The following is a 16,472-nucleotide window of genomic DNA, read 5'->3' on the forward strand; positions in this document are numbered from 1 at the left end:
CTGCCGGCGCAAGTGCCGGTCCTGACCAGCGCGGATAGCAGAAATTTTCCTTCTGTCAAAGAGCAAAACGCACCGTTCACCAAAAAGCGCCTATCCAGCCCGCCCCCGTGCGCTATCTATGGACGCAAGTTCAGGCCGCGCTGACGGCAAAGGAGAAGACCATGGGCATGCTCGTTGACGGCGTCTGGCACGACGTCTGGTACGATACGAAGGCGACGAAGGGCCATTTCCAGCGCTCGGCCTCGCAGTTCCGCAACTGGATCACCCCGGACGGCGCGCCGGGCCCGAGCGGCGAAGGCGGCTTTGCCGCCGAGGCCGGCCGCTATCATCTCTATGTCTCGCTCGCCTGCCCCTGGGCGCACCGCACGCTGATCTTGCGCAAGCTGAAGAAGCTGGAGGACCTCATCACCGTCTCCGTCGTCGACCCGCTGATGCTGTCGAAGGGCTGGGAATTCAAGGGCGAGAACGGCGGCACGCTCGATCCGCTGTTCGGCGCCTCCACGCTCTACGAAGTCTACCTCAAGGCCGATCCGCACTATTCCGGCCGCGTCACCGTGCCGGTCCTGTGGGACAAGAAGGAGAACCGGCTGGTCAACAACGAATCGGCCGAGATCATCCGCATGTTCAATTCGGCCTTCGACGGCATCACCGGCTCGCACGAGGATTTCTACCCGGAAGACCTGCGCGCCGAGATCGACGCCCTGAACGGGACGATCTACGACACGGTCAACAACGGCGTCTACAAGGCGGGCTTCGCAACGACCCAGGAAGCTTACGAGGAGAACGTCACGAAGCTCTTCGCCATGCTGGACAGCCTGGAGGAACGGCTGTCGCGCCGGCGCTACCTCACCGGCGAGCGGATCACCGAGGCCGACTGGCGGCTCTTCACGACGCTGGTGCGCTTCGATCCGGTCTATGTCGGCCATTTCAAGTGCAACATCCGCCGCATCGCCGACTATCCGAACCTCTACGGCTACCTGCGCGACCTCTACCAGGTGCCGGGCGTCGCCGAGACGGTGAACATGCGCCACATCAAGGAGCACTATTACCGCAGCCACGCCACGATCAACCCGACGGGCGTGGTGCCGGTCGGCCCGGAGATCGACCTTGCCTCGCCGCACGGCCGGGAACGGCTGAAAGCCGCCTAACCTACCAGAAATCCGTGAACGGCACCCGCCCGGCAAGCTCGTCGAGCCGCCGGCGGGTGGCGGCGGTCGCGTCGGCCGGTAGCGCATCGAGCGCGAAGAAGCCGGCCTCGACGATCTCGCGGTCCCTCAGGCGCGGCGCCGTCTGCGTGACGCCGTCGCAGCGGTAGAAGAGCACATGGTCGCGCCTGCTGATCCGGCTGTTGAAATAGGCATGCACGAGGCGCGGCGGCGCGCCGAGGACGAGGTTCCCCTCCTCCCGCATCTCCTTGGCGAGCGCCTCCGGCGCCGTCTCGCCGCGCTCGATGCCGCCGCCCGGCAGATACCAGCCGGGCACGTAGCTGTGGCGCACGAGGAAGACGCGGCCGGCCTCGTCGAAGCAGGCCGCGCGCACGCCCATCGTCATGCCCCGCGACAGCGCGAAATAGACGTGCAGCACGCGCGTCACCAACCGCGCGAGCGGGCTGCGGGTCGGAAGTTCCGAAGGCGGGTCCTGCTCCATGCCGGCACTTCGCCGGAACCCTCCCGCCAAATCAAGCCCGCGTGCGGCCAAAGCCCGGGAATATCCACGCCTCGCGTTTCCCTGAAGCCCCTTATGCTCTAAGGAGGGGTATGTTCAGACTTGCCCATATCTCGGACGTCCATCTCGGGCCGCTGCCTGCCCTCACCTTCCTGGAGCTGTTTTCCAAGCGCATCACCGGCTTCGTCAACTGGCACCGAAACCGCCGCCGGCACCTCTTCACCAACACGCTCGACGTGGTGCTGGACGATATCGAGCGGCAGGCGCCCGACCATCTCGCCATCACCGGCGACCTCGTGAACCTCGCCTCCTCGCTGGAGATCGCCGCCGTCAGGCGCTGGCTGCCCGAGGCAGGCCCGCCGGAGGACGTCTCGCTCGTTCCGGGCAACCACGACGCCTATGTGCGCGGCGCCTACGAGAAGGCGACCCGCGCCTGGTATCCCTATATGCGCGGCGATGCGGCGCCGGAGGAATGGCAGGAGGGCATGCATGTCTTCCCGTACCTGCGCGTGCGCGGGCCGGTCGCCATCGTCGGCTGTTCGACGGCCGTCGCCACCCCGCCCTTCTCCGCCTCCGGCTATTTCGGCAGCCGGCAGGCGCGCGAGGCGGTCAACATGCTGCGCGCGGCCGGCGAAGCCGGGCTCTTCCGCGTCGTCCTCATCCACCATCCGCCGATCCGCGGCGCGACCGCCTTCCACAAGCGCATGATCGGCATCCGCCGCTTCGCCGCGACCATCTCGACGGGCGGCGCCGAGCTCGTGCTGCACGGCCATACCCATCTCGACACGGTGCACTGGCTGGCGGGGCAGACGAAGCCCGTGCCGGTGGTCGGCATCGCCTCGGCCTCGCAGGGACCGGGTGGCCACAAGCCGCCGGCCGGCTACAACCTCTTTTCGATCTCCGGCGGCCCGGGAAGCTGGAGCGTCACGCGCGAGCGCTACGCCCTGACGGCCGACGGGCTCGGCCTGTCGCTTGCCGAGACGACGCATTTCTAGCCGGACCGGGGAATAAAACGCCCGCTCCAATCGTCATACTTTCCGGCCGGCCCGACCAGGAGGAAACCCATGACCATGCTTCGCCACACCATGCTGCTTTCATTCTGCACCGCCATGTCGCTGACGGCGCTGCCGGCCGCGCGCGCCGCCGATTCCGACACGACCACCCCGCCGGTCGCGACGGAAACCACGACGACCTGCACCGACGGCAAGATCTGGAGCGACGAGAAGAAGGAATGCGTCGCGCCGGAAGACCTGAAGCCGGCCGAGGGCACGAAGCCCGAAGAGGAAAAGAAGACCGAGCGGCTGATCGACGACAAGCTCTATGCGGCCGCCCGCGAATTCGCCTATGCCGGCCAGTACGAGAACGCCTTGAAGGCGCTGCGCGCCGCCTACGACCAGGAGGACCCGCGCATCCTCAACTACATGGGCTACAACACCCGCAAGCTCGGCAACATGGCGCTGGGCATGACCTACTACAAGCGCGCGCTCCAGAAGGACGAGAACTACATCCTCGCCCGCTCCTATATGGGCCAGGCCCTGATCGAGCAGGGCGACATCGAGGGCGCCCGCGTCCAGCTCGTCGAGATCCGAGACCGCGGCGGCGAAGGCACCTGGGCCTATCGCGCGCTCCTCCAGTCGCTGGGCGGCGAACGCACCACCTATTGAGCGCATCAGCGCCGATATCGAAAGGGAGCGCGGGAAACTGCGCTCCCCGATGCCGTTCACGCTTGCAGTTCACGAGAAGAATGTTTCATATCAGACGGTCGCTGCCCGGCCGGGGGCGAATAGAGTTTTGATCCCAAACGTTTCCTTGGAAAAGCAATGCGTCCGACGGCAGAAGCGAATGAGTTCCGGCGAGAATTGGTCAATCTGCTGCCGAAGTTGCGCCGTTTCGCCATGACGCTGACGCGCAACGGCAGCGACGCGGACGATCTCGTGCAGGAGGCATGCGAGCGCGCCATCACGCGGAGCCATCTGTGGAACGGGGAAGGCCGGCTGGAAAGCTGGGTTTATGCCATGACGCGCAATCTCTGGGTGGACGAGATCCGCAAGCGAAAGGTCCGCACAGGGTCCGGAACCGTAGATGTCGCCGAGCAGGATAACCTGCATATCGAGGCATCGGCCGACAAGGCGGTCTATGCCAAACAGTTGCACAAGTTGATCATGACCATGCCGGAAGGCCTTTCCAGCGTCTTTCTCCTGGTGAACGTGGAAGGCCACAGCTACCGCGAGGCCGCCGATATCCTCGGCATACCGATCGGCACCGTGATGAGCCGGCTTTCGGCCGCGCGCATCCGGCTTGCGACCATGATCTCCGAACAGACAGAAAGGAGGGCCTGACGTGGAAAGCACACAGGGTCTCCCGCTCGAAGTACGGTTGTCGGCCTATCTCGACGGCCAATTGCCCGAAGCGGAAGTGGAAGAAATCAACGCCATCCTCGCCGGCGACGACGAGGCGCGCGTGGTCTACGAGAAGCTCAAGCTCGGCAGCGAATTCGGCGCGCGCGCCTTCGACAGGATGTTGCAGGACCCGATCCCGCTCGACCTCGTGCGTAACATCAAGGAAGCCGGCCGGAATGAGGACGACCCGTCGAAGCTCGGCTTCGCCGCCGTTCCCGCAGCCGAGATTCCCGCAAACCGCCGCAGCGCCTTCTGGCCGCAGGCGCTTGCCGCCTCGCTGGTGATCTTCCTTGCGGGCGGGGCCGCCGGCTATCTCATCTCCGAGCAGAAGCAGACCTCCTTCCAGGCCGCCTCCAACCAGTTCGCACCGGCGCGGACCTGGCTCGACGACGTGGCGGAATACCATCGCATCTATTCGCGCCAGGCACGCCATCTGGTGGAAGTGCCGGCGAGCGAGAGCGGGCATATCGTGGACTGGCTCTCGGCCAGCACCGGCGTGCCGTTCGCCCTGCCCGATCTGTCCGCCCAGAAACTGACCTTCGAGGGCGCGCGCCTGCTGGTGGCCGGCGGCAAGCCGACCGCGCAGCTCCTCTACCGCGATGCGGAGAACGAGATCTTCGCCATCTGTTTCCTGCAGAGCGAGCCGGTGGAAGGCACGACGCCGCTTGCCGAAAGCATGCGCAACGACATCGGCCTCGTCACCTGGCAGAAGGGCAAGGCCTCCTACGTGGTCGTCGGCCCCTCGGCCGATCCAGACCTCGAGCGCATCGCCGAAGTGGTATCGGCGAACATCTAGCGCCGTGGACGTCCGGCCGGGCCGGACGCCGCTCCGTCTTTTCGGCAAGGCTTATCCTCGGCGCGCCGCCTCGATCGCCGCGACGTCGATCTTCTTCATCGTCATCATGGCATCGAAGGCGCGCTTCGCTTCCGCGCCGCCGACCTTGAGCGCCTCCAGCAGCACGCGCGGCGTGATCTGCCAGGAGACGCCCCAGCGGTCCTTGCACCAGCCGCATTCGCTCTCCTGCCCGCCGTTTCCGACGATCGCGTTCCAGTAGCGGTCGGTTTCCGCCTGGTCTTCCGTCGAAATCTGGAAGGAGAAGGCCTCCGTCTGCCGGAAGGTCGTGCCGCCGTTGAGGCCGACGCACGGAATGCCCGCGACGGTGAATTCGACGACGAGGACGTTCCCCTCCTTGCCGGACGGATAATCCCCCGGCGCGCGGATGACGGCATCGAGGGAACTGTCGGGGAAGGTTTCGGCATAGAAGCGGGCGGCCGCCTCGGCATCCTTGTCGTACCAAACGCAGATGGTGTTCTTGGCCATTGTCTCATCCTTTCGAGCGTGGGTTTCGTGATCCTGTAGGTAGAAGACGAACCCGGCTTCTCCAGTCCGACATGCGCCAAAAGAAAAACCCGGCAGCGGGGCTGCCGGGTTTTCAGCGTTTCGATTTTCGGCCGGTCAGCGGCGCGTCGCCAGCACCCGGTTGGCGGCCGAGACGATGGCTTCGAGCGAGGCCGTTACGATATTGGTGTTGATGCCGACGCCGAACAGCTTGCCGCCCGGATATTCCACCTCGACATAGGCGATGGCCGCCGCGTTCGAGCCCTGCTGCAACGAGTGCTCGGAATAGTCGGCCACCGACATCGGAATGCCGAGATAGATCGACAGCGCGTTGATGAAGCCGTCGATCGGCCCGGTGCCCTTGCCCTCGATGCGCTTGTTCTCGCCGCCGTCGGTGATGTCCGCGGCAACGATCCTGAGGCCCTTCTGCCCGGTCTCCGGATAGGTGTGGTGGTCGACGAAGCGCAGGCGCGTGCCCGGCTGCGTGACGTAGCGCTCCATGAAGCTCTCGTAGATGCGCTTGGAGGGCAGCTCGACGCCCTCCTCGTCGGTGATGCGCTGGATCTCCTCGCGGAACTCCACCTGCAGGTTGCGCGGCAGGTTGATGCCGTAGTCCTCCTGCAGGATATAGGCGATGCCGCCCTTGCCGGACTGCGAGTTGATGCGGATGATCGCCTCGTAGGAACGGCCGACGTCCTGCGGGTCGATCGGCAGGTAGGGCACTTCCCAGAGCGGCTTGTTGGCCTTCTTGATGGCCTTCATGCCCTTGTTGATGGCGTCCTGGTGCGAGCCGGAGAAGGCGGTGTAGACCAGCTCGCCGACATAGGGATGGCGCTCCGGAATGGCCATCTCGTTGGAATATTCGTAGACCGCCTTGATGCGCTCGATGTCCGAGCAGTCGAGCTTCGGATCGATGCCCTGCGTGTACATGTTGAGCGCCAGCGTGACGACGTCGACATTGCCGGTGCGTTCGCCGTTGCCGAAGAGCGTGCCTTCGACGCGGTCCGCGCCGGCCATCAGCGCCAGTTCCGTCGCGGCGATGCCCGTGCCGCGGTCGTTGTGCGGGTGCAGCGAGACGATGACGTTCTCGCGGTTGTCGATGTTGCGGCACATCCACTCGATCTGGTCGGCGTAGATGTTCGGCGTCGCCATCTCGACGGTGGACGGCAGGTTGAGGATCAGCTTGTTGTCGGCCGTCGGCTTCACGATCTCGACGACCGCGTTGCAGATTTCCAGCGCCACTTCCAGCTCCGTGCCGGTAAAGCTCTCCGGCGAATATTCGAAGCGGTAGCCGCCGCCGGCCTTCGCGGCCATGTCGGTGATCATCTTGGCCGCATCCGTCGCGATCTGCTTGATGCCGGCGACGTCCTTGCCGAACACGACGCGGCGCTGCAATTCGGAGGTGGAATTGTAGAAGTGGATGATCGGGTTGCGCGCGCCCTCCAGCGCCTCGAAGGTGCGGGTGATCAGCTCCGGCCGGCACTGGACCAGCACCTGCAGGGAGACGTCGTCGGGCACGTTGCCCTCTTCCACGCACCAGCGGGCGAAGTCGAAATCGGTCTGCGAGGCGGAGGGGAAACCGATCTCGATTTCCTTGAAGCCCATGTCGAGCAGGAGCTGGAACATGCGGGCCTTGCGGTCGTGGCCCATCGGGTTGATCAGCGACTGGTTGCCGTCGCGCAGGTCCACCGAACACCAGATCGGCGCCTCGGTGATCGTCTTGCCGGGCCAGGTGCGGTCCGCAATGTTGATCGTCGGATAGGGCTGGTACTTGGTGGCCGCGTCGGGCATGCCCTGCTTGGGGGTGTGGGTCTTCAGAATCATCGCGTCTTCTCTTCGTCGTCCCGGCATTCGCGAAAGCGTCTTAGCGCAACAATGCGCATTTTGCGACGGCGAATGCTGGCCATGGGCGGCCGGAACCGGAATTAATGCATGGGGTGAAACGAGGAGCTATTGCCGGGCGGGCTTTTCGGCCGCCGGGCGCTCCTCAGCGAACCCGGCAACCGCGCGTAAGGCCGAGAAGAAGAAGCGAGGAGAAGCCGCGCGAACGCTCGGCGACAGCAATGCCGCCACGGGAAATGCGTTCGATGATGTGTGCGCTGGTCTTCAACATGATGGGGCGCTTATAGCGGTTGGGATGGGAGAGCGCAAGTCGGCGCGAAATTTTGGCGGAACTGCCCCTCATCCCCCTGCCGGGACCTTCTCCCCGCAAGCGGGGAGAAGGGGCAGAACGGCGCGCCCAGCGCTCCTCGCCCCGCTTGCGGGGAGAGGATGCCGGCAGGCAGGTGAGGGGCAAATCGCGCCCTCAGATATCCGCCTGCGACGTCACGATACGCGAGACGAGGCCGTAGCCCTTGGCCTCTTCGGCAGAGAGCCAGTAGTCGCGGTCCGTGTCCTTGGCGATCTTGTCGATCGGCTGGCCGGTGGCGTCGGCGAAGATCTTGTTGAGGCGCTCGTTCATCTTGATGATTTCGCGCGCCTGGATCTCGATGTCCGACGCCATGCCGCGGGTGCCGCCCGACGGTTGGTGCAGCAGGAAGCGGGTGTTGGGCAGGCACAGGCGCTGCTCCTTGGGCGCAGCGACATAGATCAGCGCGCCGGCCGAGGCGACCCAGCCCGTACCGATCATCCAGACCTTCGGCTTGATGAACTTGATCATGTCGTGGATCGAATCGCCCGATTCGACATGCCCGCCCGGCGAATTGACGTAGATGCGGATGTCGTCGTCGCTGGCGGCGGCGAGCGCCACGAGCTGCGAGCACACCTTCTGCGCCAGTTCCTGGTTGATCGGCCCGTAGATGAAGATCGAACGCGACTTGAAAAGGTTCGCCTCCGTTTCCTTGCCCAGGGGCAGTTCCGTCTTCTTGTCGTCCTCGTCGCTCATCCAAAGTCTCCGGATTGCTCGTCAATGGTCCTGTCGCTGTCAGATAATGCGACTCACCTGCCAAGACAATGCAACAAAACCGATTGCCGGCGATAGGCCCTCCCCGCGCCACCGGAAAACACGGTAAACGCGCCGGTCTTCAGGGCGCGGCCCCGGCGGGCGGAGCGACGCGCACGCGCTCGCCATGCGCCTTTTCCGTCTCCGGCTCGACGTGGATGGCGATCTGCGCGCCCGGCTGCACGGCGCGGATGGCGTCCTCCAGCCGGTCGCAGATGTCATGCGCCTCGCCCACGGGCATGGCCGCCGGCACGACGAGGTGGAAGTCCACGAAGGTCGCCGCCCCCGCCCGGCGGGTCTTGAGGTCGTGCACGCCGAGCGAGCCCGCGCCGTTCGCCGCGATGGCCGCCTTGATCGCATCGGCCTCCCCCGCCTCCACCGCATGGTCCATCAGCCCGTCGACCGAATGGGCGATGACCTTCCAGCCCTGGTAGAGGATGTTGAGCGCGACGAGGATCGCCAGCAGCGGGTCGAGCACCGGATAGCCCGTGGCGATCGCCAGCACTAGGCCGATCAGAACGCCGATGGAGGTGACGACGTCCGAGAGGATATGCTGCCCGTCCGCCGAGAGTGCCGGCGAGCGATGACGGCGCCCGGCGCGGATGAGCAGGAATGCCCAGCCGGCATTGATCACGCCGGCGGCGAAGTTGATGGCAAGGCCGAGCGCGGGGGCCTCGATGGCGGTCGGCGCCAGCACCGCCGGCAGGGCCTCCATGACGATCAGCAGCGCCGCCACGACGATGAGCACGCCTTCCAGAACCGCCGAGAGATATTCCGCCTTGTGATGGCCGAAGGGATGCGTCTTGTCGGCGGGCTTTGCCGCATAGGTGATCGCCGCGAAGGCGACGATGGCCGCCACCACGTTGACGCTCGATTCCAGCCCGTCCGACAAAAGCGCCACCGAGCCCGTCACCCACCAGGCCACGAGCTTCAGCCCCATCACGAAGAGCGCGAGCGGAATGCTCCAGAGCGCGAGCCGCCCGACCGTGTTCGAATCTTCCATGCCGTTCTCCATGCGCATGCAAACGAGTTGCAAAAAGCCTGGCCCATCAACGCAAAACCGCGCGCACGGGGACGTGCACGCGGTTCTTTCTCATGGGTCCGCTATGGACCAGCGGGGCGGGTTTGTCAAAGGCTTCCGGCAACGCGTGGCAATACCCCTCACCTGCCTGCCGGCATCCTCTCCCCACAAGGGGGAGAGGAAGGATGGACGCACCGCTTTCCTCCCTTCGCGCCGCTGTTGGCGGACGCCAAGGGAGCGGCACGTTAAGTCCCTCCCCCTTGTGGGGAGGGGTTGGGGAGAGGCCTTCAGGCCGCCTTCACCTTCGCCTTCTTCGACAGATGCGCCACGACGTTCTCGATCATGCGCATGCCGGCGTCATGGCCGAGGGTCATGATGGATTCGGGGTGGAACTGCACGGCGGCGACCGGCTCGCTGGCATGCTCGATGCCCATGATCGTACCGTCCTCGCTCTCCGCCGTGATGACGAAGTCGCGCGGCAGGGTCGCGGGATCGGCGAAGATCGAGTGGTAGCGGCCGACCGTCACCTCCCTGCCGAGGCCGGAGAAGACGATGCCCGGCTCCAGCACGCGGATGCGCGACGGCTTGCCGTGCATGGGGACGGCAAGCTGGCGCAGCTCCCCGCCATAGGCCTCGGCAAGCGCCTGAAGGCCGAGGCAGACGCCGAAGATCGGCAGGCTCCGCGCCCGTGCCTTCCTGATCGTCGCCTTGCAGTCGAAGTCCTTCGGTGTGCCGGGGCCGGGCGAGAGCACGACGAGGTCCGGCTTGACCCGGTCGAACACCTCTTCCGGCACGGGCGTGCGCACGGTCGTGACGCTCGCGCCCGTCTGGCGGAAATAATTGGCGAGCGTGTGGACGAAGCTGTCCTCATGGTCGACGAGGAGGATGTTCACCCCTGCCCCGACGGCCGCGACGTCGCGCTGCACCTTGGCGGAATTGCCGGATCTTGCGTCCCGGATGGCTGCGATCATGGCGGAGGCCTTCAGTTCGGTTTCGGCTTCTTCTTCTTCCGGGTTGGAATCGTAGAGCAGCGTCGCGCCGGCGCGCACTTCGGCGATGCCGTCCTTGATGCGGATGGTGCGCAGCGTGAGACCCGTGTTCATGTCGCCGTTGAAGCCGACCATGCCGATCGCCCCACCATACCATGCGCGCGGGCTCTTCTCATGCGCCTCGATGAAGCGCATCGCCCAGAGTTTCGGCGCGCCCGTGACGGTGACGGCCCAGGCGTGGGAAAGGAAGCCGTCGAAGGCATCCATGCCGTCGCGAAGCCGGCCCTCGATATGGTCGACCGTGTGGATGAGGCGCGAATACATCTCGATCTGCCGGCGGCCGATGACCTTCACCGAGCCCGGCTCGCACACGCGGCTCTTGTCGTTGCGGTCGACGTCCGAGCACATGGTCAGCTCGGATTCGTCCTTCTTCGAGTTCAGCAGCTTCAGGATCTGCTCCGAGTCGGCGATCGGGTCGTCGCCGCGCTTGATCGTGCCGGAGATGGGGCAGGTCTCGATGCGCCGGCCCGACACGCGCACGAACATTTCCGGCGAGGCGCCGACGAGATATTCCTGGTTGCCGAGATTGATGAAGAACGAATAGGGCGACGGATTGATCGCCTTCAGGCGGCGGGAGATTTCCGACGGCCTGCTCTCGCAGCGCTCGAAGAATTTCTGCCCCGGCACCACCTCGAAGAGGTCGCCGCGCTTGAAACTCTCCTTCGCCTTGACGACGAGCTCGGCATATTCGCCGGGGCGGTGGTCGCCATGCGGGGGAATGACGTCGACGGTCTGGAACGGCTCGGGTGCGATCGTCTCCGCCTTGCCCTCGGTCGAAAGCCCGCACTTGGCGAAATCGTAGCGGTCGATCCAGGCTTTCGCGGCATAGTGGTCGACGACGAGGATCTCGTCCGGCAGGAAGAGCACCATGTCGCGCTGGTCGTCCGGCCGCTTCAGCTTGAGGTCGATGGCGTCGAACTGGAAGGCGAGATCGTAGCCGAAGGCGCCGTAGAGGCCGAGGCTGGCATCCTGGTCGGAATGGAAGAGGTCGGTCACGGCGCGCAGCACCGTGAAGACCGTCGGCATCTTGGAGCGCTCCTCCTCGGTGAAGACCCGGTCGGGCAGCTTCACGTCGAGGTCGAGGCGGGTTGCCGTGCGCGCGCCGAGCGCCAGTTCCGGCACGGCGGCAAGGCGCTCGGCGATAAGGGAGAGCAGCGCCTCGCCCCGCCCGTTATAGGCCTCGATCCACACGGCGCGGCCGAAGGAGGAGATGGCGAGCGGCGGGTCGACCACGGCCGTGTCCCAGCGCGTATAGCGGCCCGGATATTCGTAGTTCGACGAGAAGACCGCGCCGCGCCGCTCGTCGAGCTTGTCGATATAGGCGGAAATCGCATGGGTATAATCGGCCGCCCGCCGCCGCCGCGTGACGGTCACCCCGCCCTTCGTCTCATAGGCTTCCGCGCCGTCTTCCAGAATTCTCGTGGCCATTCCCCAACTCCGTTTCGGGCCCGGTTCCGGCAAGGCGGCCGAAAACAAGAAAGCCGCCTCGAAGGTCTCGGGCGGCTTGTCGTCTCAATCACGCATGACTGGTCAAGGCCGCCTCAGCGAGCCCACCACCAACCAGCGATGTTGTTCATGTTCGTCATCGCGGAAGTGTTAGCGCGAGACGTGGCCGTGCGCAAGGCGGTTTTTCCGGGAAGGCGCAGCGCCTGATCCTATTGCGAAAATGTCACCTCCGAAAAACATGACTTAAAAAATCATATTCAAACTTGACTCCAATCAGAAAGATTTAGTAGCCACATTTTCGCCCAAATGCACAAACGTCAAGGAGCCCCCATGCGCTGGTCCCTATCACCACGCGTACGTCTGTTGAGCGGATCAGCCGTCGCCATCGTCCTTTGCATCCCGACCGTCGCCTTCGCCCAGCAGGCAACGACCACGGAAACCCAGCTCGAAACGATCACCGTCGAAGGCAAGAAACAGCCGCGCGTTGCAGAGTCTCCCCTGACGGAAACGACTGAGCGGACCAAACTCGACCAGCGCATGGTCAACGATTTCAAGGATTTCTCCCGCCGGGTCGATGCCGGCGTGAACTTCAACGACACCAGCAAGAGCGTCAACATCCGCGGCCTTCAGGATAACCGCGTGCTCACCACCATCGACGGCATCCGCCTGCCCTGGCTCATCGATCCGCGCGAAAGCGCGAAGGGCGGCGTCAATGCGTTCGACTTCGACAGCCTGTCGTCCGTCGACATCACGAAGGGCGCGGATTCCAGCAAGTACGGCTCCGGCGCGCTGGGCGGTGTGGTGCAGCTTCGCACGCTCGATCCGGAGGACCTGATCGAGGAAGGCAAGTCCGTCGGCGCGGTGGTGAAGAGCAGCTACGACAGCACGGACAGCAGCATCGGCGGCAACGCCGCAGCCGCCGCCCGCTTCGACGATACCTGGCTGATGCTCCAGACCGGATATAAGAAGGGCCACGAGACGGAAAACCGCGGCGACATCGGCGGCTACGGCGACAAGCGCACCGAAGCCAACCCGTCCGACTTCGTGCAGAAGAACCTTCTCGTCAAGTTCCACCAGTATCTGGAAGGCGGCCATCGCATCGGCCTGACCGGAGAGCTCTTCAACCGCGACGAAGACATCGACAACATGCGCGGAACGACGGCGAGCTATCAGGAAGGCACGCTGAAGAACAATGAAGAGACCGACCGCAAGCGCCTGTCGGCCTCCTATGATTTCGTATCGCCGGACGGCTCCGACATCGTCGACAAGGCAAATATCGTCGCCTATTGGCAGAAGCAAACGCTGAACAACCGCACGACAGGTTTTCGCCTTCGTGACGGACGCGCGGACATCATTCCGGGCGACCCGTTCCTCTATGGTTTCCCGACCGGGGATTATATGCGCGACAATATGATCGAGCAGACTTCCTACGGCTTGACGGGCAACGCTTCCAAAGCAGTCGATCTCGGCGGACTTTCTCATGAGTTCCGTTTTGGTGGTGATATCTCCTGGCAAAAGACCCACCAATACTCTGCCGGTGTCGACAATTGCCCGGATATCGACTGGTCGACGATCGGGTACCTGACATTCGTCGGCCCGCAGTCGTGCCGCATGCTCCACACGAACTCTTCCGACATGCCGGATGTCGACAGCACCGTTGCCGGCTTCTTCGTCGAGGACGACGTCAAGTTTTTCGACAACCGGCTGACCGTGACGCCGGGCGTCCGCTTCGACTGGTACAGCCACACGCCGCAGTCGACGTCCACCTTCGAAAGCAGCCCGAACTACGACCCGGCCTATATGAACAAGGCCGACGATTTCGGTATCTCGCCGAAGCTGCGCCTCGCCTGGCAGGCCACGGAAGAGCTGGAGCTGTTCACGCAGTATGCGCGTGGTTTCCGTGCCCCGACCGTGACCGAGCTCTACCAGAACTACGGCGCGCCGGGCTCCTACGCGCGTCTCGGCAATCCGAACCTTGAAACCGAAACCAGCAACGGCTTCGAGGTCGGCGCGCGCTACGAGGCCGACGACTACACGTTTTCGGCAACCGCCTTCAACAACTACTACCGCAACTTCATCGACACGGTGGTGCTCGCCGCACCGGGCGGCGACTATCCGGTCGCAGGCGTCACCGGCTACGAGAACCGCAACAAGGTCCAGATTTACGGCGTGGAGCTTGGCGGCGAATGGCGGTTCCGCGAGAATTGGCGGACCTGGGGCTCTGTTGCCTGGTCGCACGGCAAGGACACGGAAGAGGACGACTACCTCAACTCTGTCGCGCCGCTGCGCGCAATCGTCGGCCTCGGCTATGCGACCGAGACCTGGGGTACGGACGTTTCGCTGACCATGGCGGCGGCCCGCAACAAGGTGAGCCGCGGTGAAGTGGACGCAAGCACCGGCGATGTCAGCGGCAAGGGCTTCGAGGCGCCCGGCTACGGCCTGGTCGACGCGACCGTCTGGTGGGAACCGCAGAAGGTGGGCGACACCGACCTCAGTGGCCTGCGCATCCAGGCCGGCGTGTTCAACATCTTCAACAAGAAATACTGGAACGCGCTGGACGTGCCGGCGGACACCAAGCTCGCACAACAGGACTATTTCACCGAGCCGGGACGCACGTTCAAGATTTCCATCACCAAGAAGTTCTGACGGCCTCCACGCTGGAACCTCGACAGAAGAAGCCCGCTCCCTGGCGGGCTTCTTTTTGTCCGCCGCCGTTCGGAAATTACAACGCGGCGCATCGATGGGTTTGAATCATGCTGGAATGCGGGAGCCGGCGAAACAATCCGCCGATATCGCTAGTTTTCGCCATGGCCCGAACCATAAGCATATGCTAATGGCGAATGATCCAGACCATCGACAGCAAGGCAAAGCACCCATGATCTCCATCATGGTGGAAGAGTTCCGCGAGATGCAGTCGCAGCTCGTCAGGGAACTCGAACACTACGAAACACCCCGCTTCAAGGCGCTCGACGACAGGCTCTCGCATCTCTTCGAGGCCATCTATCGCCATAAGCCGCAAAATGCGGCCGAGGCCCATGCGGTCCTCGGCTTCCTTCTCGACCTCATCGAGAACAACGATGCCAGCGACAACCATCGCTTCATCGAGCGCATCCGCGAGATCGCCGGAACGTGCGCCGCCCACCCGGCGCCGGCGCTGGAAATCACCTGCGGCGCCGGCATCTAGGCGTTCGCGGCAACCAAATCCGTTTCCGGGCGTTTTCCTTCCGACTGTCTCAGCCGGGAGGAAGCCCCATCCTTGCCCTTCGCCACCTCACCCTTGTCGCCGCGCTCCTTGCGCTTTGCGGAGCGGCCGACCTGCCGAAGGAAGGCCCTCTTCCCGAGCGCCGGCCGGAGGACAAGCCCGCTGCCGAAGCGCCGGCGGAGGAAACCAGGCCCGTAAAGGACGACGAGGAGAAGGCGCGCGAGCGGCCAAAGGAGGACGAGCGCGCGACCGCTGCCTGCCGCACGGCGTTGCAGGACATCGGCGCGACCTTCACCGATGCCCCGACGGTCGACGACGGCAAGGCCTGCGGCATGGAAAAGCCGGTCCTCCTGAAGGGCCTGCCCGGCGGCGTAAAGGTCGAGCCGGAGGCGACGGTGCGCTGCGAAACGGCGCTCCAGCTCTCGCGCTGGCTGGAAGGATCGGTGAAGCCGTCGCTCGCCGCAGCGTTCCCCGGCGAGGCGATCACGGGGATTTCGCAGGCCTCCGCCTATGTCTGCCGCAACAGGAACGGCGCGGCGGAAGGGAAGATCTCCGAGCACGCCTTCGGCAATGCCATCGATATCGCCGGCTTCACGCTGAAGAGCGGCAAGACGCTCACCATCCGCCCGGCCGACAAGGATTCCTCCCTCGAAGGCGCCTTCCAGCGCGCCATCACCGAGGCGGGCTGCCTCTATTTCACCACCGTGCTCGATCCCGGCAGCGACGCCGCCCACCAGAACCATCTGCATCTCGACGTGAAGGCGCGCCGCGGCGGCTACCGCTATTGCTGGTAGGCGGGAATATTTTCGCCCGCGCCATAAAAAGCGGGTGGACCGGCACCTATCTGTAGCGCAGCCCGTCGCCGCTCCCGCCCCTTCACCTGTCGAGGTTCCCCATGTCGATTTCACCCTATTCCGCCTCCATCCCGGCCTTCCAGCACGGCTTTGCCGTCCTTGCAAAACTGCTCGACAAGGCCGAGGCCTATGCGGAGGAGAAGAACTTCAAGCCGCAGGTCCTTGTCGATGCGCGCCTTGCCCCGGACATGCTGTCGCTCGCCGGCCAGGTCCAGCGCCTGAGCGACACGGCGAAGGGCGCGGCTGCCCGCCTCACCGCCACGGAAGCCCCGGCCTTTGCGGACGACGAGGTGACGCTTGCGGACCTGCGCGCCCGCATCGAGAAGACCGCCGCCTATCTCGCCTCCGTGCCGGAAGCCGCCTTCGAGGGCGCGGAGGAGCGCACCGTCGTGCTCAAGACGCGGCACCGGGAGGTGAGCTTCACGGGCCAGGACTATCTCCTGACCCACGCCCTGCCGAATTTCTATTTCCACCTGACGACCGCCTACGCGATCCTGCGCCACAACGGCGTTCCCGTCGGCAAGCTGGATTTCCTCGGCCGTAGCTGAACGACGAA

Annotated in this window: 15 protein-coding genes; 9 read left to right on the forward strand and 6 right to left on the reverse strand. The window is 64.7% G+C overall.

Annotated features, from left to right (window positions below; all coding sequences use genetic code 11):
* Window positions 1-161: 161 nt before the first annotated feature.
* Window positions 162-1,148 (forward strand): glutathione S-transferase family protein, encoded by a 987-nt coding sequence (locus ACZ5TO_RS11410; protein WP_464798166.1) that lies wholly within the window; start codon window positions 162-164, stop codon window positions 1,146-1,148.
* Between the two features lies 1 nt (window position 1,149).
* On the opposite strand, the gene ACZ5TO_RS11415 is transcribed toward ACZ5TO_RS11410, so the two are convergent.
* Window positions 1,150-1,647 (reverse strand): NUDIX domain-containing protein, encoded by a 498-nt coding sequence (locus tag ACZ5TO_RS11415; RefSeq protein ID WP_464798167.1) that lies wholly within the window; start codon window positions 1,645-1,647, stop codon window positions 1,150-1,152.
* 110 nt (window positions 1,648-1,757) lie between these two features.
* On the opposite strand from ACZ5TO_RS11415, the gene ACZ5TO_RS11420 reads away from it, so the two are divergent.
* From ACZ5TO_RS11420 to ACZ5TO_RS11435, 4 genes are all read left to right on the forward strand, one after another.
* Entirely contained in the window at window positions 1,758-2,660 is a 903-nt protein-coding gene (locus tag ACZ5TO_RS11420; protein WP_464798168.1) for a metallophosphoesterase family protein, read from the forward strand.
* A 69-nt stretch (window positions 2,661-2,729) separates the two neighbouring features.
* The gene (locus tag ACZ5TO_RS11425; protein WP_184143519.1) at window positions 2,730-3,329 is read left to right on the forward strand and encodes a tetratricopeptide repeat protein; all 600 of its coding nucleotides are present in this window, start codon (window positions 2,730-2,732) and stop codon (window positions 3,327-3,329) included.
* Between the two features lie 156 nt (window positions 3,330-3,485).
* The gene (locus ACZ5TO_RS11430) at window positions 3,486-4,004 is read left to right on the forward strand and encodes an RNA polymerase sigma factor (protein ID WP_184143521.1); all 519 of its coding nucleotides are present in this window, start codon (window positions 3,486-3,488) and stop codon (window positions 4,002-4,004) included.
* A gap of 1 nt (window position 4,005) precedes the next feature.
* A complete protein-coding gene (locus ACZ5TO_RS11435; RefSeq protein WP_464798169.1) occupies window positions 4,006-4,860 on the forward strand; it encodes an anti-sigma factor family protein in 855 nt (284 codons plus the stop codon).
* 51 nt (window positions 4,861-4,911) lie between these two features.
* Here ACZ5TO_RS11435 and ACZ5TO_RS11440 read toward each other — a convergent pair whose 3' ends face one another.
* From ACZ5TO_RS11440 to ACZ5TO_RS11460, 5 genes are all read right to left on the reverse strand, one after another.
* Window positions 4,912-5,385: a VOC family protein gene (locus ACZ5TO_RS11440; protein WP_464798170.1), complete on the reverse strand. Its 474-nt coding sequence runs from the start codon at window positions 5,383-5,385 to the stop codon at window positions 4,912-4,914.
* 135 nt (window positions 5,386-5,520) lie between these two features.
* Window positions 5,521-7,227, reverse strand: a complete 1,707-nt coding sequence (gene leuA, locus ACZ5TO_RS11445) for a 2-isopropylmalate synthase (RefSeq protein ID WP_184143527.1) — start codon at window positions 7,225-7,227, stop codon at window positions 5,521-5,523.
* Window positions 7,228-7,708: 481 nt separating this feature from the next.
* Window positions 7,709-8,287 carry an ATP-dependent Clp protease proteolytic subunit gene (locus ACZ5TO_RS11450; protein ID WP_184143529.1) on the reverse strand — a complete coding sequence of 193 codons (579 nt, stop codon included), beginning with the start codon at window positions 8,285-8,287 and terminating at the stop codon, window positions 7,709-7,711.
* Window positions 8,288-8,426: 139 nt separating this feature from the next.
* Window positions 8,427-9,347, reverse strand: coding sequence for a cation diffusion facilitator family transporter (locus ACZ5TO_RS11455; protein WP_464798171.1), 921 nt, complete (start codon window positions 9,345-9,347; stop codon window positions 8,427-8,429).
* 305 nt (window positions 9,348-9,652) lie between these two features.
* Window positions 9,653-11,842: an anthranilate synthase gene (locus tag ACZ5TO_RS11460; RefSeq protein WP_464798172.1), complete on the reverse strand. Its 2,190-nt coding sequence runs from the start codon at window positions 11,840-11,842 to the stop codon at window positions 9,653-9,655.
* Window positions 11,843-12,223: 381 nt separating this feature from the next.
* Between ACZ5TO_RS11460 and ACZ5TO_RS11465 the strand changes: the two genes are divergently transcribed.
* From ACZ5TO_RS11465 to ACZ5TO_RS11480, 4 genes are all read left to right on the forward strand, one after another.
* Window positions 12,224-14,506, forward strand: coding sequence for a TonB-dependent hemoglobin/transferrin/lactoferrin family receptor (locus tag ACZ5TO_RS11465; RefSeq protein ID WP_464798173.1), 2,283 nt, complete (start codon window positions 12,224-12,226; stop codon window positions 14,504-14,506).
* A gap of 229 nt (window positions 14,507-14,735) precedes the next feature.
* On the forward strand, window positions 14,736-15,044 hold the full coding sequence (locus ACZ5TO_RS11470; protein ID WP_184143536.1) for a hypothetical protein: 309 nt from the start codon (window positions 14,736-14,738) through the stop codon (window positions 15,042-15,044).
* On the forward strand, window positions 14,990-15,856 hold the full coding sequence (locus ACZ5TO_RS11475; RefSeq protein ID WP_464798174.1) for an extensin-like domain-containing protein: 867 nt from the start codon (window positions 14,990-14,992) through the stop codon (window positions 15,854-15,856). The genes ACZ5TO_RS11470 and ACZ5TO_RS11475 overlap by 55 nt, the downstream gene beginning before the upstream one ends.
* Before the next feature lie 101 nt (window positions 15,857-15,957).
* Window positions 15,958-16,464 (forward strand): DUF1993 domain-containing protein, encoded by a 507-nt coding sequence (locus ACZ5TO_RS11480; protein ID WP_184143540.1) that lies wholly within the window; start codon window positions 15,958-15,960, stop codon window positions 16,462-16,464.
* Window positions 16,465-16,472 lie beyond the last annotated feature (8 nt).

The sequence above is a fragment of the Shinella sp. Sh6 genome (assembly GCF_055392685.1).

Bases quoted from the DNA above. Each gene is read 5' to 3' on its own strand.
- ACZ5TO_RS11460 (WP_464798172.1), bottom strand. From the start codon at position 11,842: ATGGCCACGAGAATTCTGGAAGACGGCGCGGAAGCCTATGAGACGAAG.
- leuA (WP_184143527.1), bottom strand. From the start codon at position 7,227: ATGATTCTGAAGACCCACACCCCCAAGCAGGGCATGCCCGACGCGGCC.
- ACZ5TO_RS11450 (WP_184143529.1), bottom strand. From the start codon at position 8,287: ATGAGCGACGAGGACGACAAGAAGACGGAACTGCCCCTGGGCAAGGAA.
- ACZ5TO_RS11440 (WP_464798170.1), bottom strand. From the start codon at position 5,385: ATGGCCAAGAACACCATCTGCGTTTGGTACGACAAGGATGCCGAGGCG.
- ACZ5TO_RS11470 (WP_184143536.1), top strand. From the start codon at position 14,736: ATGATCTCCATCATGGTGGAAGAGTTCCGCGAGATGCAGTCGCAGCTC.
- ACZ5TO_RS11425 (WP_184143519.1), top strand. From the start codon at position 2,730: ATGACCATGCTTCGCCACACCATGCTGCTTTCATTCTGCACCGCCATG.
- ACZ5TO_RS11420 (WP_464798168.1), top strand. From the start codon at position 1,758: ATGTTCAGACTTGCCCATATCTCGGACGTCCATCTCGGGCCGCTGCCT.
- ACZ5TO_RS11430 (WP_184143521.1), top strand. From the start codon at position 3,486: ATGCGTCCGACGGCAGAAGCGAATGAGTTCCGGCGAGAATTGGTCAAT.
- ACZ5TO_RS11410 (WP_464798166.1), top strand. From the start codon at position 162: ATGGGCATGCTCGTTGACGGCGTCTGGCACGACGTCTGGTACGATACG.
- ACZ5TO_RS11480 (WP_184143540.1), top strand. From the start codon at position 15,958: ATGTCGATTTCACCCTATTCCGCCTCCATCCCGGCCTTCCAGCACGGC.
- ACZ5TO_RS11455 (WP_464798171.1), bottom strand. From the start codon at position 9,347: ATGGAAGATTCGAACACGGTCGGGCGGCTCGCGCTCTGGAGCATTCCG.
- ACZ5TO_RS11415 (WP_464798167.1), bottom strand. From the start codon at position 1,647: ATGGAGCAGGACCCGCCTTCGGAACTTCCGACCCGCAGCCCGCTCGCG.